Origin of the sequence: Campylobacter concisus, assembly GCF_002913765.1 — a bacterium.
Lineage (GTDB): Bacteria > Campylobacterota > Campylobacteria > Campylobacterales > Campylobacteraceae > Campylobacter_A > Campylobacter_A concisus_BB.
The window spans coordinates 46957-71133 of sequence record NZ_PPCH01000005.1 but is presented as its reverse complement, the minus strand read 5'-3'; the positions used below and the strand labels follow the sequence as shown (position 1 = coordinate 71133).

Annotated in this window: 24 protein-coding genes and 1 tRNA gene; 4 read left to right on the top strand and 21 right to left on the bottom strand. The window is 40.3% G+C overall.

Annotation, left to right across the window (positions count from 1 at the left end):
* Positions 1-53: 53 nt before the first annotated feature.
* The 6 genes from CYO89_RS00550 to thiC all read right to left on the bottom strand — a co-directional run bounded on the left by CYO89_RS00550 (position 54) and on the right by thiC (position 5600).
* A complete protein-coding gene (locus CYO89_RS00550; RefSeq protein WP_103596768.1) occupies positions 54-506 on the bottom strand; it encodes a hypothetical protein in 453 nt (150 codons plus the stop codon).
* A gap of 158 nt (positions 507-664) precedes the next feature.
* Positions 665-1354: a hypothetical protein gene (locus CYO89_RS00545; RefSeq protein WP_021084217.1), complete on the bottom strand. Its 690-nt coding sequence runs from the start codon at positions 1352-1354 to the stop codon at positions 665-667.
* Between the two features lie 104 nt (positions 1355-1458).
* Positions 1459-2796, bottom strand: a complete 1338-nt coding sequence (locus CYO89_RS00540) for a PFL family protein (RefSeq protein WP_103596767.1) — start codon at positions 2794-2796, stop codon at positions 1459-1461.
* 9 nt (positions 2797-2805) lie between these two features.
* Positions 2806-3072: an ACT domain-containing protein gene (locus CYO89_RS00535; RefSeq protein WP_002939508.1), complete on the bottom strand. Its 267-nt coding sequence runs from the start codon at positions 3070-3072 to the stop codon at positions 2806-2808.
* A 135-nt stretch (positions 3073-3207) separates the two neighbouring features.
* Positions 3208-4308, bottom strand: coding sequence for an Mrp/NBP35 family ATP-binding protein (locus CYO89_RS00530; protein ID WP_103596766.1), 1101 nt, complete (start codon positions 4306-4308; stop codon positions 3208-3210).
* Positions 4302-5600, bottom strand: coding sequence for a phosphomethylpyrimidine synthase ThiC (gene thiC, locus CYO89_RS00525; protein WP_103596765.1), 1299 nt, complete (start codon positions 5598-5600; stop codon positions 4302-4304). The genes CYO89_RS00530 and thiC overlap by 7 nt, the downstream gene beginning before the upstream one ends.
* Before the next feature lie 149 nt (positions 5601-5749).
* Here thiC and CYO89_RS00520 point away from each other — a divergent pair, with 149 nt between their 5' ends.
* The 4 genes from CYO89_RS00520 to CYO89_RS00505 are packed head-to-tail and all read left to right on the top strand — an operon-like array spanning position 5750 to position 9390.
* Complete coding sequence (locus CYO89_RS00520; protein WP_103596764.1) at positions 5750-6868, top strand: bifunctional 2-C-methyl-D-erythritol 4-phosphate cytidylyltransferase/2-C-methyl-D-erythritol 2,4-cyclodiphosphate synthase; 1119 nt, start codon at positions 5750-5752, stop codon at positions 6866-6868.
* A complete protein-coding gene (locus CYO89_RS00515) occupies positions 6865-7755 on the top strand; it encodes a response regulator (RefSeq protein ID WP_103596763.1) in 891 nt (296 codons plus the stop codon). The genes CYO89_RS00520 and CYO89_RS00515 overlap by 4 nt, the downstream gene beginning before the upstream one ends.
* The gene (locus tag CYO89_RS00510) at positions 7733-8914 is read left to right on the top strand and encodes a sulfate adenylyltransferase (RefSeq protein ID WP_103596762.1); all 1182 of its coding nucleotides are present in this window, start codon (positions 7733-7735) and stop codon (positions 8912-8914) included. The genes CYO89_RS00515 and CYO89_RS00510 overlap by 23 nt, the downstream gene beginning before the upstream one ends.
* Positions 8915-8922: 8 nt before the next feature.
* Positions 8923-9390 carry a phosphatidylglycerophosphatase A family protein gene (locus CYO89_RS00505; RefSeq protein WP_012001515.1) on the top strand — a complete coding sequence of 156 codons (468 nt, stop codon included), beginning with the start codon at positions 8923-8925 and terminating at the stop codon, positions 9388-9390.
* 68 nt (positions 9391-9458) lie between these two features.
* Here CYO89_RS00505 and CYO89_RS00500 read toward each other — a convergent pair whose 3' ends face one another.
* From CYO89_RS00500 to nhaC, 15 genes are all read right to left on the bottom strand, one after another.
* Positions 9459-10013 carry a hypothetical protein gene (locus tag CYO89_RS00500; RefSeq protein ID WP_103596761.1) on the bottom strand — a complete coding sequence of 185 codons (555 nt, stop codon included), beginning with the start codon at positions 10011-10013 and terminating at the stop codon, positions 9459-9461.
* Positions 10014-10093: 80 nt separating this feature from the next.
* Positions 10094-10528, bottom strand: a complete 435-nt coding sequence (locus CYO89_RS00495; protein ID WP_021089989.1) for a hypothetical protein — start codon at positions 10526-10528, stop codon at positions 10094-10096.
* Entirely contained in the window at positions 10529-13624 is a 3096-nt protein-coding gene (gene ccsA / locus CYO89_RS00490; protein WP_103596760.1) for a cytochrome c biogenesis protein CcsA, read from the bottom strand. It abuts the gene before it with no gap.
* 45 nt (positions 13625-13669) lie between these two features.
* Entirely contained in the window at positions 13670-14227 is a 558-nt protein-coding gene (locus tag CYO89_RS00485; RefSeq protein ID WP_002941036.1) for a c-type cytochrome, read from the bottom strand.
* 93 nt (positions 14228-14320) lie between these two features.
* Complete coding sequence (locus tag CYO89_RS00480) at positions 14321-15586, bottom strand: major outer membrane protein (protein WP_103596759.1); 1266 nt, start codon at positions 15584-15586, stop codon at positions 14321-14323.
* A gap of 269 nt (positions 15587-15855) precedes the next feature.
* On the bottom strand, positions 15856-16293 hold the full coding sequence (locus CYO89_RS00475) for a hypothetical protein (protein WP_087583701.1): 438 nt from the start codon (positions 16291-16293) through the stop codon (positions 15856-15858).
* A gap of 123 nt (positions 16294-16416) precedes the next feature.
* Positions 16417-17004, bottom strand: a complete 588-nt coding sequence (locus CYO89_RS00470; RefSeq protein WP_103596758.1) for a hydrogenase-4 component G — start codon at positions 17002-17004, stop codon at positions 16417-16419.
* Positions 17005-17087: 83 nt separating this feature from the next.
* Positions 17088-17522: a Dps family protein gene (locus CYO89_RS00465; RefSeq protein ID WP_009294499.1), complete on the bottom strand. Its 435-nt coding sequence runs from the start codon at positions 17520-17522 to the stop codon at positions 17088-17090.
* A gap of 152 nt (positions 17523-17674) precedes the next feature.
* Complete coding sequence (locus tag CYO89_RS00460; protein ID WP_103574039.1) at positions 17675-18052, bottom strand: rhodanese-like domain-containing protein; 378 nt, start codon at positions 18050-18052, stop codon at positions 17675-17677.
* A 223-nt stretch (positions 18053-18275) separates the two neighbouring features.
* A tRNA-Arg gene (locus CYO89_RS00455) sits at positions 18276-18352 on the bottom strand.
* Positions 18353-18430: 78 nt separating this feature from the next.
* Positions 18431-20509 (bottom strand): elongation factor G, encoded by a 2079-nt coding sequence (gene fusA, locus CYO89_RS00450; protein WP_103594975.1) that lies wholly within the window; start codon positions 20507-20509, stop codon positions 18431-18433.
* 12 nt (positions 20510-20521) lie between these two features.
* Complete coding sequence (gene rpsG / locus CYO89_RS00445; protein ID WP_002941142.1) at positions 20522-20992, bottom strand: 30S ribosomal protein S7; 471 nt, start codon at positions 20990-20992, stop codon at positions 20522-20524.
* A gap of 78 nt (positions 20993-21070) precedes the next feature.
* A complete protein-coding gene (gene rpsL, locus CYO89_RS00440) occupies positions 21071-21469 on the bottom strand; it encodes a 30S ribosomal protein S12 (RefSeq protein WP_021089995.1) in 399 nt (132 codons plus the stop codon).
* A gap of 80 nt (positions 21470-21549) precedes the next feature.
* Positions 21550-22683 (bottom strand): beta-aspartyl-peptidase, encoded by a 1134-nt coding sequence (gene iadA / locus CYO89_RS00435; RefSeq protein ID WP_103596757.1) that lies wholly within the window; start codon positions 22681-22683, stop codon positions 21550-21552.
* A complete protein-coding gene (gene nhaC / locus CYO89_RS00430; protein ID WP_103596756.1) occupies positions 22680-24092 on the bottom strand; it encodes a Na+/H+ antiporter NhaC in 1413 nt (470 codons plus the stop codon). Before nhaC ends, iadA begins: the two co-directional genes overlap by 4 nt.
* Positions 24093-24177: the final 85 nt, after the last annotated feature.

The window sequence follows — 24177 nt, the reverse complement described above, 5'->3', positions numbered from 1 at the left end:
AGGTTTGAAAATCTTAACTAGCTTTTAATGCATAAATTTAAAAGCTTAAGCGTTTAGCGCTCACTGCTAAGCTCTAAATTTTCTAAACAAAGCGGCTTTTCATCCTCAAAGATCACCCCAATACCGTAAGGCTCGCAAATATCAAGCGCACCCTCGGCAAAGCTCATCAACCACTGCTTATCGCGCGCATAAAAGGTGCATTGCGGCGAGCTAAAGGGCAGGTCACAAACTGGCACGTCCAGCAATCTAAGCTCGTCCTTACTCAAAGAGTATCCTCGCCTAAGCTCATCTTTTAAAAAGACAAGCGCCTCTTTTATGTGTTGGTCGATATCCTTGGCAATTCGCTCTGCTAGCAAAATAGTCTCATCGTCCACGCCAGTCTCGTCTTTACAGACAAGGCAAAACGGCACTTCTCCAAAGCTCTCACTTTTTAGCTCCAGCTGCGCGTACCAAATAAAACCATCATCTACCGCGACTTTTTCAAGCTCGCCAAATTTCAAAGTCATTTTTTATTCTCATTTTTTGTGATTTTGCTACTCTTATGAAAAAGAGCCAAATTTAAGCAAATTTGTCGTGATTTAAAATAGAAATAGCTTGTAAATTTGTCCTTTTAGAATAAAGCAAAAGCTAAATTTACAAGCAGATTTTCAGTTTTTCTCGCTATTTAAAAGCAAAATTTCTCATCAGTGCCATTTTGCTTGCGCATAGCTTTAAAGTTAGCAAGATTGTCTTTATCTAAAAAATAATCTTTCTCTTTTTTATTGCGCGCTTCTAGCTTTTCTATGCCTTTTGCAAGGGCTGCTTTTCTATCTTCGTGAGGTGAGCTAAATTCTGGAGAAAACATCGCTTCATAGGCATTTTTCTTAGTCCATTCAAGCGCTTTATCAGCGATCTCTTGTTGCTTTTTGATATCGCAAAATGCATAAGGATTGACCACGTCGCCAACAAGCTTCATAAACGCCCCTATCGCGGCCACCACGTCGGTAAATTTCTCGCCCTCCATGTCTATAACGCCTCTTAGCAAGATCGCGCGGTTTTTTGCCGCATAAAACCAAAATACCGCATCATCGCGAAGCCCAAGATCATAAGCGCGAGCTGAAAGGACAAAAAGAGTTATCGGAGAGACCATTTGTGGGGCGTCTTGCACGATCTTTTCAGCCTTTTTAAAGTCCTCTTCTTTGCCACTTTTTAAAAGCTCATCTATCTTGTCATAGACCTTGACATACTCCACCTTGCCAGCATTTGCTGAGTAGTAAGGTGTGACGTAGATGTCGATACTTCTTACTTTACCGTCATTTGCAAAGCCACATACCGCTCCAAAAAGTAGCGCCGTAAGCAGTGATAAAATTTTCATTTTAGCTCCTTGGTTTAAAATTTTTGTTATTTTAACTAAAAGCAGTTGAAAAGATTAGGATAAATTTAAGAAAAAGTCCGCAAATTTAAAGCGGACTTTGAAGATTAGTTTTTAAAACTATGAATTGGTGCTGGAATTTGTCCGCCACGAGCAATGAAGTCGGCACTTGAGGCCTTATTTATCTTCATCACAGGCGCTCTTCCTAAAAGGCCACCAAACTCGATCATATCGCCCTCACGTCCAAGAGGTATGATACGAACGGCCGTTGTTTTTTGATTTATCACGCCGATGGCCGCCTCATCAGCGATCATCGCAGCTATACTCTGGCTTGGCGTATCCGCAGGTATGGCGATCATATCAAGTCCAACTGAGCATATCGCAGTCATCGCTTCAAGCTTTTCTAAATTTAATGACCCAGCGCGCACCGCAGCTATCATGCCCTCATCTTCTGAGACTGGGATAAACGCACCGCTTAAGCCGCCAACTTGATTGCACGCCATGACGCCACCTTTTTTGACCGCGTCATTTAAGAGAGCAAGTGCTGCAGTCGTGCCGTGCGTACCGACAGCCTCAAGCCCCATCTCCTCAAGCACGCGAGCCACCGAGTCGCCCACAGCTGGCGTTGGAGCAAGAGAGAGATCGACGATACCAAATTTAACCCCAAGGCGCTCGCTCGCCATTTGACCAACGAGCTGACCGATACGAGTGATCTTAAACGCCGTCTTTTTTACAGTCTCAGCCACTACGTCAAAGCTCTCGCCACGCACCTTTTCAAGCGCTCTTTTTACGACGCCTGGGCCTGAGACGCCGACATTTATCACCACATCAGCCTCGCCCACGCCGTGAAATGCACCAGCCATGAAAGGATTATCCTCGACTGCGTTTGCAAAGACAACAAGCTTCGCACAGCCCATCTCTGAAGCCGCTGCCGTCTCTTTTATGATGCGCCCCATGTCACGCACTGCGCTCATGTTTATGCCACTTTTTGTTGAGCCGACATTGACGCTTGAGCACACTTTTGCGGTTTGTGCTAGTGCTTGCGGGATAGAATTTATCAAAATTTCATCACCATTTTGATAGCCCTTTTGCACTAGAGCCGAAAAACCACCTATAAAATCAATACCAACCTCAATAGCCGCCCTATCAAGCGTCTTTGCGATCATCACGTAGTCTTTTGCATCTGTTGCGGCGCCGATTATTGAGATAGGCGTCACGCTCACTCTTTTATTGACGATTGGTATGCCTAGCTCGGCAGAAATTTCATTGCCCACTCTAACTAGGTCTTTGGCTTTAGTGGTGATTTTTGCGTAAATTTTGTCGCAGGCTTTGCCTATGTCAGGGTCGATGCAGTCAAGCAAACTAATGCCCATCGTGATCGTTCTGATGTCAAAATTTTGCTCCTCGATCATTGAGATAGTTTCGGTTACATTTTTGATATCCATCTTTTGTCCTTAAATTTTGTGCATAGCATCAAAAATGGCTGAGCTTTGGATATTTATCTTTACTTTCAGGCTCTCTCCAAGCTTATCTAGCTCCGCTCTTAAGGCTGTAAAGTCCTTATTTTCATCGCTTGAAACCACCGCCATCATCGTGAAAAAGTCGCTTAAAATAGTCTGGCTTATATCATCTATGTTTAGCCCTAGCTCGCTAAGCTTTGCTGAGACGCCAGCAACGATGCCAACTCTATCTTTTCCGACTACGGTTACGATCGCTTTCATCTTTTCTCCTATTAAATTTAAATTTTTGATTTAAAGTGCATTTTGGCTACAAAATTTAAACCCTGCATCAAGCAAAGCTAAATTTTGGTAGCCAAATTTAATTAAAATTTGCTCTAAATTTTATCTTTTGTAAATTTACTTCGAGCAAGCACTCTTGCCGTCATTTACTGGTTGGATCGCTGAGTTATCAGCCCCGCCGCCGTTATTTATATTTTCTATTATCTCCCAAAGCCTTGCAGCTGCGCTCTCGTAGCGTTTTGCAGTAACCGAGTTTGGCTCATAAAAGCTAACTGGCTTGCCGCTATCGCCGCCCACTCTAACAGCTGGCTCGATAGGAATTTCAGCTAAAATTTGAGTGTTGTAAGCCTTTGCCACCTCTTCGGTCGTGCCTTTGCCAAAGATATCATACTCTTTGCCGTTATCTGGGCAGATGAAGCCGCTCATATTTTCGATGACGCCAGCGATTGGGATGTGGAGCTTCTCAAACATATCAAGCGCACGCTTGCTATCATCAAGTGCTACTACTTGAGGCGTTGTGACGCAGACACCTGCCGTTACTGGCACGCTTTGAGCTAGAGTTAGCTGCGCGTCGCCCGTTCCTGGAGGCATGTCGAGAAATAAGACATCAAGCTCGCTCCAAAGCACGTCTCTTAACAGCTGCTCGATCGCTTTCATGATCATCGAGCCACGCCAGATAAGGCTCATGCCCTCCTCCATCAAAACGCCCATACTCATCATCTCCACGCCATGGCTAAGTATCGGCTTTAGCTTGTTGCCAACGACTTGTGGCTGGGTATTTACTTCGCCAAGCATTCTTGGGATGTTTGGTCCGTAGATGTCAGCGTCTAAGATACCTACTTTTTTGCCTAGTTTTGCCATTGAGATGGCTAAATTTAGCGTTGTGGTTGATTTACCAACGCCGCCTTTGCCAGAGCTTACCATTACGAAATTTTTAACTTGAGGCGCGATATTTTTGCCACTTTGAGTGTTACTTTTCTCCTCAGGTATCTTTGGCTGGATCAAATTTAGCACGTACTCGTTTGAGCCCATGACACGTTTGATGTCTGTTTTTAGCTCATTTGCCACATCAGGATTTGAGCTAACGATCTCTACTTCGATTAAGATTTTCTCGCTGATCTCCACGTTTTTTACAAAGCCAAAGCTAACTATATCCTTCTCAAATCCCGGATATATGACACCCTTTAGTCTATTTAAGACCTCTTCTTTATTTAACATTTTTCTCCTTTTTCTAGATCTTTTGAAATTTTATATGCACAAAATTTTGGTCCGCACATCGAACAAAAATGAGCGCTCTTAAACGCATCTTCTGGCAAGCTCTCGTCGTGAAGCTCTCTAGCCTTTTTTGGATCAAAGCTAAGCTCAAACTGCTTGTTCCAGTCAAATGCATATCTAGCGTCACTCATCGCATGGTCTTTTTCGATAGCTCCAGCCTTGCCAAGCGCGACGTCTGCGGCATGAGCTGCTATCTTGTGAGCTACGATGCCCTCTCTTACGTCATTTTCATTTGGCAAGCCAAGGTGCTCTTTTTGCGTCACGTAGCAAAGCATGCTAGCGCCGTGATATGCTGCCATCGTACCACCTATCGCTGAAGTGATATGATCATACCCTGCGCCGATATCGCTAACAAGTGGCCCAAGCACGTAAAATGGGGCGTCATGGCAGAGCTCTTGTTCGATTTTCATATTATACTCAATTTGACTTAATGGCACATGACCAGGGCCCTCTATCATCACTTGCACATCTTTTTGCCACGCACGAAGTGTAAGCTCTCCAAGCACCTTTAGCTCACTAAGCTGTGCCTCGTCTGTCGCGTCATAAAGGCAGCCTGGGCGAAGTCCGTCGCCAAGCGAGAGTGAGACGTCGTATTTTGCGCAAATTTCTAAAATTTGATCAAAAATCTCATAAAATGGATTTTGCCTATTTAGCTTTGACATGTAGCTAGCACTCAAACTGCCGCCGCGGCTAACTATGCCCATTTTACGCTTTTTAACAAGGGGCAAAAACTCACGCAAAAAGCCAGCGTGTATCGTAAAGTAACTAACCCCTTGCCTTGCTTGCTTCTCTAGCACGCTTAAAATTAGCTCATTTGTGATATTTGTAACCTCTTTTGCCTCTTTTAAAATTTCATACATAGGCACTGTGCCAACTGGCACGCTTGAATGCTCTATGATAGCACTTCTAATGGCGTCTAAATCGCCATCCGTGCTTAGATCCATAACCGTATCAGCGCCAAATTCTAGGCAAATTTCAAGCTTTCTAAGCTCTGCGCAAATATCACTGCTTAGGCTTGAGTTGCCGATATTTGCATTGACCTTTGTCTTTAGTTTTCTGCCTATACCCATTGGCTTTAAATTTGTGTGATTTACGTTTGCTGGGATGATGATGCTACCTTTTGCCACCTCATCCATCACTAAATTTTCGCTCACTCCCTCGACCTTTGCCACATAGCTCATCTGCTTTGTGAGCTCACCTCGCCTAGCATAGTACATCTGCGTCTTTTCTCTCATGAGTAGCCTTTTTAAATTTATAAAAAAGCTAATTTTAGTCCTTTTTATATTTGAACTAACTAAATAAATCTAAATTTCTACTATTTTTTAAAAAGATTTTTTCAAGTTTTAGAATGTATAATTCCGTAACAATCTTCAAAGGAGCTACCTTGCTTGATATCTCACTTATAATGCTTGGAGCCGGAAATTCTAGCCGTTTTGAGCTACCTGTAAAGAAGCAATGGCTTCGTATAGGCAGCGACCCACTTTGGCTATTTGCCACTAAAAATTTGAGTAACTTTTACACATTTAAAGAGATCATAGTCGTTAGTAAAGAGTGCAAATATATGTCTAAATTTGCTCCAAACTATAAATTTATTGATGGCGGCGAGACAAGACAAGATAGCCTAAAAAACGCGCTTGAGCTAGTAAATAGCGAATTTGTCCTAGTTAGCGACATCGCGCGTCCTTGCATATCAAGCGAGCTCTTTCACAAGATCATCGAGGCGGCCGCTCAAGCTGACTGCGTGGTCCCTGCGCTAAAGATCGCTGACACTGCCTATCTTGGCGAAAACGCAATAGACAGAGAAAAGGTAAAACTTATCCAAACGCCGCAGCTCTCGCGCACAGCACTTCTTAAAAAGGCTCTTAGTAGTGGTGAAATTTACACAGATGATAGCTCGGCCATGAGAGCCATTGGCGCAAGCGTTTGGCACATTTTGGGCGATGAGATGGCTAGAAAGATCACTTTTAAAGAGGATCTTGCCAAAATTTCAGCCCTAAAAGCACCAGAAAATGAGCTCTTTGTGGGTAATGGCTTTGACGTGCATGAGTTTGAAAAGGGCAGACCGCTTGTGCTTTGTGGCGAAAAGATCGACTATGAGTTTGGGCTAAAGGCTCACAGCGACGGCGACGTGGCACTTCATGCGCTGACTGATGCCATTTTAGGAGCTGCTGGGCTTGGAGACATAGGCGAACTTTTTCCTGATACGGACGCTAAATTTAAGGATATTAGCTCCATTTTTCTATTACAAGAAGCTTATAAAAGGGTGCAAAGCGTGGGCTTTGTGCTAACAAACGCTGATATCACGATAATGGCGCAAAAGCCAAAACTTTCAAAACTAAAATCAAAAATGGAGGCAAACATCGCGCAGGCTCTAAATTTAAGCAGCAGCCGCATAAATGTAAAGGCGACGACGACTGAGGGGCTTGGCTTTGTCGGCAGATGCGAGGGGATCGCTGTCATGGCAAGTGCTAGCCTTAAATTTTATAACTGGACACAAATATGAAAATTTTAATAGTAGAAAACGAAATTTACCTAGCTGGCTCGATGGCTAGCAAACTAGCTGACTTTGGCTACGACTGCGAGATCGCAAAGAGCGTCAAAGAGGCTTTGAAATTTGAAAATTTTGACGTAGTGTTACTTTCTACCACACTCCCAGGACAGGACTTCTACCCAGTCATAGAGAAATTTAAAAGCTCTATCATCATCTTACTCATCGCCTACATCAACAGCGACACCGTGATAAAGCCGATACAAGCGGGCGCGGTGGATTACATCCAAAAGCCATTTATGATAGAAGAGCTAGTTAGAAAGATAAGACATTTTGAAGAGTTTAGAGGCTTTAAAAACGAGATAAAAAACTACGAAAATTATATAAATTTTGCTCTCAAAGACTACGAGATACCTTGTCTTGAAGCTAAAAAGATCAAATTTCCACTTCTTTTAAAATCAAGCAAAAATGGCTACAGCGATAAATTTATCTTTAACTATGTAAAGGCTGGGAATTTGCCATTTTTGTTTTTAGGCAAAGCCTGTTTTAGCGAGCTTGAAAAGGCACTTGCTCAAAGTGGCGACGAGCTAATATACATCACAAATCTTGAAGAGCTAAAAGATGATGAAAAAGAGAAAATTTTAGAGCTTTGCAAAAAGAAAAAAGTGGCTATACAAACTAGCGATTTTGCGCAAAGTGCGCCATTTGAGGAGCTTGAACTCTCCGTCCGAGATAAAAACTTTGACATCGGCGAGATCGTCACGATCGATGAATATATAAAATATATCATCGTTAATTATCAAGATAAATTCCCCGACACCGAGCTAAGCAAAAAGCTTGGAATTTCTAGAAAATCACTTTGGGAAAAGAGAAAGAAATATGACGTCAGCAAGAAAAAATAGTGAAATTTCTATAAATACCGAAGTTTATGGCGCCTTAGAGCTTATCAAAAACAAAATTCTCTCAAATTTTAGCGCTCTGATGGACGACGAGCAGATCAAAGAGGTGGCAAAAAAGGGCTACTTTAATGGCGAGCCGATGCCCTACTCTTTTGGCTTTGCTCCATTTGGCGAGGTCAATCAAAATATCGCTAGCAAGCTGCATGCTGGACAAAGAGTAAATTTAAATATGGACGGCAAGATCGTTGGGCACATCGACGTGGCAAAGGTCTTTAAATTTGACGAGAGCATGCGAGCTAAAAATATATTTTTAGCAAATGAATCAAACAGCGAAATGTCACTAAATTTAGGCAAATACGGCATAAGTGGCGAGTTTGAGCTATATGATGAGAGCCTCCAAATAAGCAAAGATGCACTAAATGAGCTGATAAAAGAGAGTGGCGCCAAGAAGATAACGGCTGTTTTTTTAACGGCTGATCCATTTAACCGCGCGCATGAACGCCTAGTTAGGATGACTATCGACAAGGCCGATCTCGTGGTCGTTTTTCTAATAAGAACGCGCGAAGAGAGGCACATCGACTATGAGATCAGAAAGCAAGTGCTTGACTTTTTTAACCAAAACTATCTGCCGACAAAAAAGGTCTTTGTCTTTGCGCTGAAAAACACAACCCTTTTTAGCTCGCACGCCAACCCAACGCTTGAGTGCATCGCGGCTTCAAGACTTGGCGCAAACAAGCTAGTCATCGGGCAAAACCACTCAGGAATTGGCATGTTTTTTGACCACAACGAAGTTCATACGATACTTGACATCTACAAAAACGATCTAAATTTAGATGTGATCGTCCTGCCTGAGCTGGTTTATTGTAACAAGTGCAAGACGCTAGTTAGCACCAAAAGCTGCCCGCATGGACAGCACCACCAGATAAAATACCACCCAGACGTGATCAAAGAGCTGCTATTTAACGGCATCATGCCACCAGCCATACTCGTTAGGCCTGAAATTTCAGCGCTCATTTTAAGCAAGCTCTATGTAAATCGCTTCAAAGATATACAAAAGCTCTGCGACGATCTCTTTGTAAATTCTGGACTGCTTGAAAACAAGACCGACCGCGACTTTTACGAGGAGCTCATGAAGCTCTACCAGACATCATCACTCACTTAAGGAATTTTATGCAAAAGCTATTTTTGACATTTTTTGGATTTGGACTTTTACCAAAGGCACCTGGCACTTGGGGCTCGGTGGCTGGAGCTGTGGTGGCTTATTTTGTGTTATATTTTTTCTCAGCGACCACGCTTTTGCTAGCTAGCATTTTGTTATTTTTGGTGAGCATCAGTGTCATTGATGATTTTGAAAAAAAGGTAAATTCACACGACGAGAGCTTTATCGTGATCGACGAAGTTGCTGGCGTTTGGCTTGCTATCGCCATTAGCGGAGCGACGATCTCACAGCTAGTTCTCTCGCTCGTGCTTTTTAGAGTACTTGATATCAAAAAACCATCGATCATTGGCAGGATCGACCGCAACGTAAAGGGCGGACTTGGCGTCATGGGCGATGATATGGTTGCTGGATTTTTCGCTGGCATTATTAGCGCGATGATATATGGTGTGGCTATGAAATTTGGCGTAGTTTTGCCGTAAGCTGAGCTAGCTATCTTGCTGGCTCTTTTTAAATTTAACTCTCCCTGCTATTTATTTTAAACCTCTTTTTAGATGAGAGCTTTATCGTTAGAATTTATCTCATCCATGCCTGTAAATTTCTCTTTGTCATAATTTTTTCTAAAGACAATCATATTATAAAGCGAAAATTTTAGCTCTTCAAAAAGGCCTAAATTTTTCACATTTTCAGGGGTTATCTCATTGCCATTTTTGTCACGTCCTTTGCCACCTAAAAACAGCAAATAAACAAGCGGAGTCATGAAATTAAATCTTAAAAGAAGCGCCAAAAAGCAGTTTAAGAAGCCGTGATTGTATTTAATGCAAACGTAAAAGCCAAAAACAGCGTAAGTGGCTATTATAAAAAGCATAGTGTAAAAAATATAAGCTAGCCCATCATTATTAGAAACGTCAAAATGCTCACATACTGCGCAATATATAGCCACAAAAATGGGAAATATCACGAACGGAAAAATAAGATGCAGTCCAACTAGGTCAAATTTACTCACATAGACTTTTATATTTCGCCTGCCAGCAAAGATCATCAACAAAATAGCTAGCACTATCGGCGCAAAGACCAAACTAGCATAGAGATCATTGATGTCCAAATTGCACTCCTACTTTACTTTGTAAATTTGAGTTTTGCTAACGATATTTTGTGCTCTTAAATTTAAAAATAGAGCTAAATTTACCTACGATTTTTGCGGTTTTCTATGCCTATCCTCTCGCTATCTTCGATCTCAGCAACATAGCTTGGATTTTTCTTTTTAGCCTCTTTGTCTAAAAAGCTAATAAGCTTTGCATCGGCATTTTGGTGAGAGCAGATGAGGATTATAAAATTTATGTAGTTGCTAGCTTCTTTTGGAGCGACCTGATTCTTTTTCGCTGGTATTATAAATTTCTCTCCAAAAATTTGTATAAGCTCGAAAAGCTCGTTTTTGCTTAGAGTTTTGTCGCTAGCAAGCTCTTCAAGCTTTTCGATCGTGATCTCTTCTTCACCCTCAGCTTCTAGCCCTCTTGCTAAGACTTGATGATCTTTGTTTTTTAGCAAAAGATAGATTAACGCGCAAATGGCAACTATAAGCAAAAAGACAAAAAAGACTATCAAGCCTTTAAGAAGCATCTATAGCCTTGTGCAAAGAGAGCGTTTCGTAAATGCAAGAACGCTCATCGCTATCATAATGGCGATGCTTATCCAGACGAAATCAGGCACCGGAAGCGGATCTCCAGCTGCATATGAGTGCATGCCAGCTAGATAGAAATTTACCCCAAAATAGGTCATTATGATCGACCAATAGGCAAAAAATGAGGCAACAGCAAATGCGTATTGATTATTAAGCTTTGGTATAAATCTCATGTGAAGCACCGCCGCATAGACAAGGATCGAAACTAGCGCCCAAGTCTCCTTGCTGTCCCAACCCCAGTATCTACCCCAGCTCTCATTTGCCCAGACGCCACCTAAAAAGTTTCCAAGCGTGAGTAAGCTAAGACCAAGTATCATCGCCATCTCATTTATACGTGTCGCTTCAGTGATATTGCGCGCGATCTCTGCATTTGGCTTTTTCTTGTTTTGCAAGATGATAAGCAGCAAAGTAAAACCACCAAGCAACGCACAAAGGCCTAAAAATCCATAACTTGCAGTTATGATAGAGACGTGGATAGTTAGCCAGTAGCTCTGAAGCACGGGCACAAGCGTCGTGATCTGCGGATCCATCCAGCTAAGGTGCGCGACAAACAGCGTAACGCCGGCTAATATAGATGTAAGCGCAAGTGCGATCGGACTGCGTTTTGCAAAGATGATGCCAGATAGACCAAGTGCCCAAGCGATATAGACCATCGACTCGTAGGCGTTACTCCAAGGGGCGTGCTCAGCGATATACCAGCGAAGTCCAAGGCCAGCTGTGTGCGCAAGAAAGGCTAGTAAATTTATAATATATACAGCTTTAACTATGCCATTTATCTGCACTTTTGGTGCTAGCATTTTTACAAAAACAAATAGTAAAAGCGCAAGTCCAGCCAAAAGATATATCGGTGTCAAGCGGTCAAATACTTGAAATTTATTAAATAAAATTTCTATATCTATCTTTTTCTCACTTGGCATGACTGCAGCGCCGTATTTGTGCTGATACTCTGAAATTTTCTCAAGCGCCGCATCTGCCTTGCTCCAGTCATTATCCTTTGTGGCTGCATCAACAGCTGAGAAATACTCTCTCATCATGCCAACGACTAGCTCAGCCTCTTTTGGCGAGAAGTACATCATCGCACTAGCAGGCGAATACCAAGAATTTGACGGATCGTCTTGTTTTGGGAAAATTTTGAAAATTTCACCGATAAATATCATATAAAATACATTTAGTCTCTCATCTATCTTTATCACATCCTTGTCAAATGTATTGCGTGAGCCTGGATGTTTGCGGTTTGCTATCTCGGCAAATTTTGTTAGTTTATACTCGCTTCCACCATCTTTTGTCGCTTTAAAAAATTCATCAAAGCTTGCGTATCTTGCATTCTCATCGACGCCTAGCTCTTTTTTTAGCTCCTTGCTTTGACCAAGTGCGATGATCTTCTCATTTCGCCAAAAATCAGGTGTTACCATTATAGAAAGCATAGCTTGGTTTGAATTTAGACTACCTATGCTCTCACCTCTGTGAATTTTGTTTAAAACCTCTTTACTAAGCGTATCAAATGGCTTCATTCTGCCGTCTGGACTTTGCACGATGAGTCTAGCAAGCTTGTCAGCATGCTCTTTACTGATATGCGGCAAGAAGTCCTCAGCCTTTAGCGAGCTAAAATTTAAGCCCAAAAGCAAGACTGCTATGAGTGCAGCTACTTTTTTAGCGCCTTTTATTGATTCATTATCTATTAGTTTTGCTAGCTTTCTAAAGCGGCTATTAGGATTTATGACATTTAACAAGAAGCCAAGTCCTAGCAAAAAGTAGCCGATATATGTCGGGATCTTGCCTGGGTCTTTATTGACAGAGAGGATCGTGCCTTTCTCGTCGGTGTCGTATGAGCTTTGGAAAAATCTATATCCATCATAATCAAGCACGTGGTTCATATAAATCCTATAATCAAACCCCGGATCATTCGTGCCGTCTTTTACCACTACCTCACTTGAGTAGCTCATAGGCGAATTTGAGCCAGGATATCTTTTTAACTCAAAGTCTTTTAGATAGAGACTAAATGGGAGTTTTATCTGCTGAGCCCCCCATGAGGCGTTAAATTTCTGTCCAGCCACGGCGATACGTGAAGGCTCCATTAGGTTGTAAAATACATGCATCTCTTTACTCTCACCTTTGTAGTTTAGCTCAGCTATCAACGCATTAAACTCGCTATCCTTTGAGCTAACTAGCTTTCTTGAAGCGTGCACTGAGACTAGTCTTGGAGCGAAATTTATATTTGAGATAGTATATAAGCTACCCGTGCCAAATTCATTCACGCTGCCAGCTTTTAGCTCAGTTTTTGAGCTGTCCGCCATAGTAAATTTTGAAAGATCGGCATTTGAAGTAACTGTGAAATTTCCATCATTTAGTCTAAAAAGAACGTATTTTTTATTTTCATCTGGTTTTGCATTAAAGATAAAGCTAATATCTCCAACCCTTGCCTCTTCTTCTTCAAGTAAAAATATCTCTTCGCTTTCGCTCTCGTTTGATACTACAAATTCTACAACAGGCTTCCCGCTATCATCATTTACAAATTTATAGCTTGCATTTGGCACAAATTCTTTAAATTTTAAACTAGCCTCACCGTCTGCCGTTTTTAGCTTTAGATCAAAACCCTTCTTCACATCAGCAAGTCCCAAAGGCATAGCCGAGCTGATCTCTTCGCCTTTGTCGTTAAGCGCTGTTAAATTTATATACGAAACCTTTGTGCTAACGACGTTTGAAGCAGTGTTTTCACGTATATGCATATCAGCTTCAAAGCCGAGATATCTTGTGATGCCAGCACCGATTAAGATGACGATAAAACCTAAGTGAAAGATGAGTGATGGGAGTTTTTTAGGATCGATTAGGTTGTATCTAAAGATATTGAAGGCTAAATTTATACCAAGCAGTAGTTGGATAAGCGCAAACCAGCCAGCCCCATAAACATAGTACCAAGCTACTTCAGTGCTGGTTTTGCTCTCTATTATTGTAGCGGCTCCGCTGGCTATGGCAAAGATTATCATCAAAACGATAGCTGAGCCCATACTTAAAAATAATGTTTTTGGATTTAACATCTGCTTCCTTTTATTTATATTGTGGCAAAGCTACCGAAGTGAAATTTATCTTAAATAACTGCCCTGCTTTGTTTCGGTTGAAACTGGTTTATTTTCGTTAGTATCCTGATCTGCAAGCGCATCTTTACCTTTTAGATAAGCAAGTATTGCACCTAAGTCATTGTTTGAGACGATCTTAGCTTGGTTTTGCATTACGTTTTTACCGCTACCACCAAAGCTTGAGTCGCTTCTATAAGAGATGATGCTATCTTCTATATCTTTAGCATCCATATTTTTGAGTGGTGTTGAGCCAAATGGTCTTTTATCTGCGCTTTCGCCATGGCAGCTAGCGCATTGTTTCTCATAAAGCTCTTTTCCTAAAGAGACACTATATCTACCTTTTCTATCAACGCCAAATTTTAAAATTCTATTGTCTTTATAGCGTCTTGGATCTTCATCGACATAGACATTTACTTTTTCATTTCTGTCATTAGCCTGCTTTTTTGCCATTTCGGCAAGCTCTTTACCAAACTCACCACGAGCCTCTATATAATAAACCTGAGAAGCTGCAAAGGCATTTGCCACCAAAAAACACGCCAAAAAAGAAATTTTGATATTTTTCATGAGTTTCCTTGAAATTTTGCTCTAAATTTAAAAATCCCGGATCAGATTGCTCCGACCCGGGATTATATCATAAGTTGATTAACGAGCTATGAATTAGAATGAGTATTTAGCTTCAAATCTAAATTTGTCTTCTTTTGTCTTCACATCATTAGGTAGTTTGTGAGTTTGGAAAGAGTAGAATGAGCTAAATGTTAGCTTTTTGTTGTATTGGTAAGCAAATCTTGGAACAAATTCTTCAACTTTATCTTTTACATCTGGGTTACCAGCACCAGCTGAAGTTTTTTGAGTACCTTTAACATAATCTAAGCCAACTTTGAATTTATCAAATGTATATGCACTTGTTGCATAGAAGAAGTTACCTTTACCCTCTGCATATGTCCAGTCAAATACATCTTCGCCAGCAGTTATTAGGCCACCTTGATCTTCAAAGCTAAAAGATGTTACACCTTTATCTTGTGCTTTCCAGCCGATATAACCAGCAGCTAGATCAAAACCAAATAGTGAAGTTGAAAGTTCGCCAGCATAGAAGTTACCGTCATTGTATTTAGCGCCACTCTCTGATGTTAAATGTCCTTTTGCTTCTTTATCGGCTGTGCTATTTGCATAGTTAAGTCTTGCACCTACAGAAATATCACTAGTGATAGCAAAATTTGCAGAAACATCAGCTGCAAGAACATCAGCTAGATTAGTTAAGCTTGCATACCATAGTTGGAAGTTAATAGGATCATATGAACCAGCGATACCAGCTGCATATAGGTTACCAACGTCATAATTATTTAAATGACCTGTAGCACTTAATTTAGGTTTATCTTTGTCTTTATCAGCATACAAAGTGCCATCACTCTCACTTCCGCCTTCAAGAGCATCAAAAGCTAAAGCTGTTAAAGTAAGGCCTTCTATATCTTCATTTACTACTCTTACACCAGTACCGATAGCATCATCAGTAAAGTATGAGCCAATCTCTTGTTTACCAGCTGTTATAGTAGTACCGCCGATCTTATAGCCAAGATAGAATTGGTGAACACCAAAAGTTCCAGTTGTGTTTGTTTTATCTGTACCAGCACCAGCATTATCACCTGAACCATCAGTAGCATTGTATCTTAAACCAACAACGCCAAAGAAGTTATCATCGATAGCAGCTTTAAAATTTGTGATCATTTTAAAGTTATGACCAGCCTCATTTGATTTTTTAACATTTTTTTGTGTTTTGTCATAATCATGTACATGAGTATATCTGTATCTTGCCATACCAGAAAGATCAACATTTTTTATAGCTTCTTCAAGTGGAGTAGCACTTGCTACACTTGAGAATGCGCCTAAAGCAACCAAAGCGGCTAAACTAATTTTTGTTAGTTTCATTTTTTCTCCTTTTAAGGTTTTTGTGTTGACGATTATAATCAATAAATTTTAATATGAAGCTTAAAAAATCATAAAATTTTGCATTTTTGTTACCGATCGTTTACCGATTTTGACCAAAAAGAGGTGTATTTTGATAATTCAACTTTTACAAGTGAGACTTTTAAAAAAGGGGATAAAAAGAAAAAGGGGCCGTTGCTTTGCCCCTTAAAAGGAGTTCTAGTTTTGATTGCTGATGAAATTATATATGCTAGCAGTAAATCAACGGTAATCTAAAAAGAAATTTTCTCCTCTTTTGGTACTTCGATATTTGTTTTTATATTTTTTCTTTTAACAACTACTTCATTTTGTGGTTTTCTTATGCCATTATATGCGCCTCTAGAGCCGCCCTCTTTTATAAGAAGCATGTCTATGAGCTTATCTGCGTAAAAAGTCGCATAGACAAGATCACCTTTATCGTAATAATATCTGTTTGCACAAAAATTTGCTTTGTTTAGTTTGTGATTTTTCACATCGCTGGCTACTATCTCGTAGCAGTATTTCGAATCTTTATAGCTGACATCTTTTATGAAGCCTTTGATGGAGCTTTTTGCAGGTATAGTTTTAGTAGCTTGCCTTGGTTGCTTGCGGACTGGTGGGTTGTCATCAAAAAATGAACATCCCAAAAACATAGTGGCTACTGCTAGAGGAAGTAAAATTTTAGCTTTCATCTTTTCTCCTTAATATAAAGAGCAAAGTATAGCTTTTAAGATTAAATAAAATTTGCGAGTTTTAAAATTTGAGTTTTATGCTTACATTAATATATAAATTTCTTGGGAGAGACCCCAAGAAATTTAGGCTGATACGTTTAAAACATTACCGCCAAGCTCGGCGATCTTTTTATCGAGCGTCTCAAGGGTCTTTTCGATAGTCTTTTGTGAAATTTCAGGAAGCTCACCACCCCAAATTTTCTTTGCATCCTCAAAACCCTTTGCCACGCCCTCTCTACCAGCTTTTAGCTTCTCTACATCATCACCTGCGCCATTTAGCACAAAGCTGGCTATCCTATCAGCTGTATTTGCGATACCAAAAAAGCCATTTTCGCTAACTAGCTCGCTTGCTTCATCGCTACTTAGCTCTCCTAGAGCTTTGCCATTGTAACCGATGCCTGCTAGATCAAGTCCAGCTAAAATGTCTGATAAATTTTCAGGTACGTTAAAGCTTAGACCACCTTGAGCTAGTAAATTTGAACTAGCATTTTGAGTAATATCTTTTTGATACTGCAAAAAGTAGCTATTTGATATCTCTTTTGCACTTAAATTTGAAATCTCAGGCTGCTTTTTAAAAACCTCTTTTTCATCTTTATGAAGCGAAATTTCTGATTTTACATTCTCTTTTACGCTTGAAGTGTTATATGAGCTTACTATTTGACTGATTTGCATATTTGGCTCCTATAAGTTTATAAAAACTATATCGCCAAAAGGTGGAATTTATTTAGGATAAAGCGGGAGAGCTCCCGCTGTGATTATTTACCAAGTGTTGCGTTTAGCATCCAGATGGCTTTTTCAAATTTAGCTATTTGATCTTGTGCGTACATCTGAGTTGTTGTGTCGCCCTCTGCAAGCTCATCAAGCTTTTTAAACTCGCCCAAAAGGTGCTTGTAATCAGCCAAAACGATCTCTAAAACTTCAGTCGGAGTGTAGCTCTCTTTTGGCTCGTGTTTTATGTGAGCGACTTTTGCTAGCTCCTCAGCCTTGACGATAGGCCTGCCACCAAGCATAAGAGCTCTCTCAGCTGCGTCATCAAAAATCTCACTCATATCCTCATAAGCTTTTTCAGTATACTCGTGGACGCTAAAAAATTGAATACCTTTTACATTCCAGTGAAGATCATGAAATTTGATATAAAGCGCATTTGCATCAGCCTGAATTGTGTTTAACTGTAAAATAACTTTTGACATTTTGTCTCCTTCTTTATTGTTTAAATGTGATGAAATTATATTGACTTAGAGTTAATCACTGGTTAATCAAATAATAAATTTTATTATTTAGTATAAATTTTGACTACAAAATAAATTTATCTTGTAGCCAAATGTAGAATTTAGAGATTTGTCTATTTTTTATAAGGTGTAGTTTTGTAGCCTTGCTCGATCAAACTACTCATGCCACCATCTAAATTTATAATCTTAAGATCTGAGCTATCTATCACTGCAGCTGCTGCTGTGCTTCTTCTACCACTTCTACAAACAAGAGCGATAGGTTTTTTGATATCAACCGCTTTTGAAAGCTCATCTAAAAATGCACTCTTATTGCTTGGATCAAAAGTGATAGTCTTCGCACCAGCTATGATGCCAGTCTCTTGCCATTCAGATGGAGTTCTAATATCAACGATCTGATCATATTTTTTGATCTCATCTGGACTTATATTAACAGTTTTAACATCAGCTGACAACATGCAACAAACGGCTCCTAAAAGTAAAATTTTTTTCATCTACTCTCCTTAAATAAATTTTTGAAATGTTAGCATGGATTATTAAATATATAAAATTTTTGTTGATAAATTTTATTGATAGTGAGGTCATACAAATAATTCATTAAAAAAATAAATTTATTTATATGTCAAATACAACTACTTATAAAAATAAGAATTTTAAATATAAATGATTAAAAGCACTCTATACAAGATTTTTATGAGATAGTATTTAAAGCAGGAGTGGTGTCCCCAGCGAGGTTCGAACTCACGACCTCAGAATTAGGAATTCTGCGCTCTATCCAGCTGAGCTATGAGGACAAATTTAGAAGTTAGTTTAAATTTTTACTCAAGTAGTTAAATTTTAAAGGGCAGATCGCTCTGCCCTATTTTGGCTAATTAGCCATTTCTCTTTTTAATAATCTCTTCACTTACGTTTTTAGGAACTTCTTCGTAGTGATCAAATTCCATAGAGTAAGTCGCACGACCTTGAGTCATTGAGCGAAGATCTGTTGAGTAGCCAAACATTTGAGCAAGTGGACAATAAGCAGCAATGATTTTTACACCATTTCTATCATCCATTGAATTTACTTGACCACGGCGCTTATTAAGGTCACCGATAACATCGCCCATATACTCTTCTGGTGTCTCAACTTCAACTTTCATCATAGGCTCAAGAATAACCGCACCTGCTTTTCTAGCGCCCTCTTTAAAGCCCATAGAAGCAGCAAGTTTAAATGCCATTTCAGATGAGTCAACTTCGTGGTAGCTACCATCAAAAAGTGTAACCTTAACATCTTCAACTGGATATCCTGCAAGAACACCACTTTGAAGCGCTTCTTTACAACCTTTTTCAACAGCTGGAATGTACTCTTTTGGAACAACACCACCTTTGATGTCGTTAACAAATTCAAATCCGCTAGCAGCTGGAAGTGGCTCGATACGTAAGAATACGTGACCGTATTGACCGCGACCACCTGATTGTTTAGCATACTTATACTCTTGCTCAACTGCCTTACGGATAGTCTCGCGGTAAGCAACTTGTGGTTGACCAACTTCAGCATCAACTTTAAATTCACGAAGCATACGATCAACAATGATCTCTAGGTGAAGCTCACCCATACCACTAATGATAGTTTGTCCGCTCTCTTCATCAGTGCTAACTCTAAAGCTTGGATCTTCTTGAGCAAGTTTTTGAAGAGCGATCGCCATTTTTTCTTGATCTGCTTTTGTTTTTGGCTCAACCGCGACACTGATAACTGGCTCTGGGAAGTCCATTCTCTCAAGGATAACTTTATCTTTTTCACTTGCAAGAGTATCGCCAGTTAAGGTATTTTTTAGACCAACAACAGCACCGATTTCACCAGCGAAAAGTTCTGTAATCTCTTCACGTTTATTTGAGTGCATTTTTAGTAAGCGGCCGATTCTCTCTTTGCAGTCTTGAACTGTGTTGTAAGCATAGCTACCGCTTTCAAGGCTTCCTCTATAAACACGGATAAATGTTAGCTGTCCAACAAATGGGTCAGTCATAATCTTAAACGCAAGAGCTGCAAATTCGCCATCATCTGTACTTTCAACAGTCACTTCAGTGCCATCTTCGTAAACACCATTTATCGCTGCGATCTCATCTGGAGCTGGCAAATAGTCAACAACAGCATCAAGTAGAGGCTGAATACCTTTGTTCTTAAACGCGGTTCCGCAAAGCATAGGCGTGATAGTCATTCTTAAGCAGCCTGCTTTTATGCCTTTTTTGATCTCCTCTTCAGTTAGCTCTTCACCTGCAAAGAATTTCTCCATCAAGCTATCATCTGTCTCAGAAACAGCTTCGATTAGTTTTGCACGGTATTCTTCAGCCTTATCTTTAAGCTCAGCTGGAATTTCTTCTTCAACATAATCAGTTGGTTTTTTCTCGTCATTCCAAACGTATGCTTTCATCCTTACAAGATCAATCACACCTTTAAAGTTATCCTCTGCACCGATAGGAATTTGAATAGGCACTGGATTTGCTTTTAGTCTTTCTCTGATCTGCTCTTCAACTCTAAAGAAATTTGCACCAATTCTGTCCATTTTATTAACAAAAACAATTCTTGGTACGTGATATTTATTTGCTTGTCTCCAAACAGTTTCAGACTGTGGCTGAACACCACCAACAGAACAAAATACCGCAACAGCACCGTCAAGAACACGCATAGAACGCTCAACTTCGATAGTAAAGTCAACGTGTCCCGGAGTGTCGATTAGGTTTACTTGGTAGCCCTTCCAAAATGCTGTAGTTGCAGCTGATGTAATAGTAATACCACGCTCTTTTTCTTGCTCCATCCAGTCCATAGTAGCAGCGCCATCATGAACCTCACCTATCTTATGGCTCATACCAGTGAAGAACAAAATTCTCTCACTAGTAGTTGTCTTTCCAGCATCAATGTGAGCCGCAATACCGATATTTCTTACCTTATGTAAAGGCGTTTTTCTCTCTGCCATACTAATTCTTTCTTACCAGCGGTAGTGAGCAAATGCTTTATTAGCCTCTGCCATCTTGTAAGTATCTTCCTTCTTCTTGAAAGATGCACCTTTTGAATTTGCCGCATCTAAAAGCTCATTTGCTAATTTATCAACCATTGTTCTTTCGCTTCTTTTTCTAGCAAAAGTTATAAGCCAGCGGATAGCAAGAGCTTGTTGGCGAGCTGGGCGAACCTCAACTGGTACTTGATAAGTAGCGCCACCAACACGGCGTGATTTAACTTCTAAAATAGGTTTTACATTTTCGATAGCGTCGTTAAAAACGTCGATGCCTTTAACCTCAGCATTTTTCTTTTCGATAGCTTTAATAGCACCATACATTATCTCTGTAGCGACGCTTTTTTTGCCATCATACATAAGAGAATTAATAAATTTAGTGATTATTTTATTTCCGTAAATCGGATCAGGTAAAACTTCCCTTACAGGAGCTTTTCTTCTTCTCATTTTGATTTTTCCTTCAAATTTTTATGAAATTTTACTCAAACGTTTGCAAATTTTAGCAACGTCTGCGAACCTAAATTTTTACTTTTTTGTTGCAGCTGCAGCGCCAGCTTTAGGGCGTTTTGCACCATATTTAGAACGAGAAACTGTTCTTTTTGCAACACCAGCAGTATCAAGTGCACCACGAACGATGTGATATTTAACACCTGGTAAGTCTTTAACCCTACCGCCGCGAACTAAAACTATACTGTGTTCTTGTAGGTTGTGACCTTCACCGCCGATATAGCTGATGACTTCAAAACCGCTTGTAAGCCTAACTTTGGCAACTTTCCTCAAAGCTGAGTTTGGTTTTTTAGGAGTTGTAGTATAAACCCTAGTGCAAACTCCTCTTCTTTGAGGGCACTCTTTTAACGCTGGAGATTTTGACTTAACAGTCACTTTCTTGCGTTCATTTCTGACCAATTGATTTATGGTTGGCACAATAATTCCTTTCAACTAAATTTATTAAAAAGACCTAATTTTATTTAAAAAAAGCTTAAATAACGGTTAATAAGTTAGACTTATTCATACGTTCCTTTTTTTATAAAACCGCTGTCATCTTTTAAAATTTCACCCTTTGCAACGACAAATTTAATCTCAAATTTATCATCGATTAGCAAAATATCTGCATCGAAATTTTCTTTTATCTCGCCTTTTTTATTTTGCAAGGCTACACTTCTTGCAACATTTGTCGTAAAATATGGCAACGCCTCTTCGATACTAAAGCCATCTTTTACAAAATTTATAAACTCTTCATATAAGCTCTTAACGCTAGCGATGCCTATTTTTAGTAAATTTCCGTCGCTATCATAGCTAGAGTAACTACCAAAGCCGTCTGAGCTAATGGTTATCTTATTTGTCGGTAAATTCTCTTTTTTGATGCGCTTTACAGCCTCAAGTGGCGTAAGTCCTGGCATGCAGGTAAAGTCGATATAGCCGCCATCTTTTATAAATTTAAAGCTTTGTTTAAAAAGCTCCTCGTTTCTATTTACGTGCGTTGGCTGAAATAGCGTGATCGGCATATCGTACTCATTTAGCACTTCGTAGATCAAATTTAAGCCCTTTTTACCATCACCCATGTGAAGCGTGGTGTGGCCTGACTTTGAGCTGATCATACCAGCCACCCTGCCAGCTGAAACTATGTGAGCGAGCTCATCTTTGCTTACACTTGATGAGCGGTGGTCGCTTATGGCTAACTTGGTGCCGATTATGGGATCAACAAAGACAATATCTTTTTCGATCTCGCCAGTTATGGTTGGCGTTTTAGAGCTGTATGCGCCAGTGTGAGCGTAGCATGTGATGCCCTCGTCGTTTAGCGCGTGTGCTTTTGCCACTAAATTTTCAACGCTTCTTGTCGTGCTGTCAGTTCCAAGTAGGCCAACAGCCGTCGTTATGCCAGCTTCTATTAAATTTGATAGCATGATCTCAGGCACCCTAGTCTTAAAGCCACCCTCGCCGCCACCTCCAGTGATATGCACGTGCTTATCAATAAGACCTGGTATAGCCGTGAAATTTGAAGCGTCGATCACCTTTACATTTGGTAAATTTGGCTCCAAATTTTCAGCTATGCAGACGATCTTGCCATTACATATAAATATATCTTTTTTACCAAGAAATTTTGGCGAGTAAATTTTGGCGTTTTTTATAAGTATCATTTGGCGTCCTTATTTATCTTAGCTATGCCGATGCCAGTAAGAGCTAAAATGATAGCAAAGACAACGCCCATGTAGTTTAGTATCGCCCATGGCAAATACTCTACCGTTGGCACACCAAGTGTGGCTGTCATATATGCGCCTGCTGCTGACCAAGGTATAAGTGGGACGATCACAGTGCCAGAGTCTTCAAGCGTTCTTGAGAGGTTTTTGGCTGCTAAATTTTTCTCTTTATAAAAGTCTTTAAACATCTCGCCAGGGATGAGGATAGAAAGATATGAACTACCAGTGACAAATGCGACGGTTAGGCATGAGCCGATAGTCGAGATGATGACGCCTGCTGTTGATTTAACCCTTGCCATGATGGTGTGAAGTACCTTTGTAAGCATGCCAGTTTTTGAGATGATGCCAGCAAAGCCCATAGCGCAGATGACTAGGATAGTGGTTGAATTTACCGAGCTCACGCCGCCTCTATTTAAAAGCTTGGTGATATCTTTTGAAAACTCCATATTAATGCCGCTCATCGTGACGTTAAAGCCAGTCATCACTGAGATAAAGCCATTTTTAAAGCTAAAATCTTGAACGATAACGCCAAGAAGCACTGAAAATAGCGAAGCTATGATCATGACAGGTATCGTTGGCCACTTTAGCACCGAACCAGCCAAGACAAAAAGCACAGGCAAAAGCAAGATGATATTCCAGTGAAAAATTTTATCAAGCTGACCTTGAAGTGCTAAAACCGACTCTGAAACATTTGCGCCACTGCTTGCAGCCTCGCTACCAAAGAATAGATAAGCTGCTATCGCAACGATAGTTGCTGGGATAGTCGTATAAAACATATGTCTGATGTGCTCATAAAGCTCTGAGCCAGCTGCTATCGGAGCTAGATTTGTCGTGTCTGAGAGTGGAGAGAGCTTATCGCCAAAGTATGCTCCTGCGACTACCGCACCAGCAGTTGCTGCTAAATTTACATCAAGACCTTGAGCTATGCCCATGATGGCGACACCGACTGTGCCAGCAGAACCCCAAGATGTGCCAGTTACGGTTGAGATGATAGCTGCGATGATAAAAGCAGTTAGGACTAGATACTGCGGACTTATAAGATCTACGCCGTAGTAGATGATCATAGGGATGGTGCCTGAAAATACCCACGAGCCAATAAGCAGACCGACTGCCCAAAGTATCATAAGTGCTGGCAATGAGCTTGAAATTTTCTCTATCACCCCTTCTTGAAGCTCGCTCCAACTATATCCTAGTCTCCAAGCGATGCCACCAGCCACGAGGGCTGCTATCAAAATGATCGGCTCAACCTTTAGCTTCATATAACCAACGCCAAGCGCAAGGCCTACGATCATAACCAAGATAGGCGTAAGGGCTAGCAGAAACGAAGGCTCTTTTTTTATAGAGTTCATCATGTGTCCTTTAAATTTGAGATATTTTTGAATTTAAAGGCTAGAAACTTAAATTGTTATAAAAAAATAAAATAAAATAAAAATT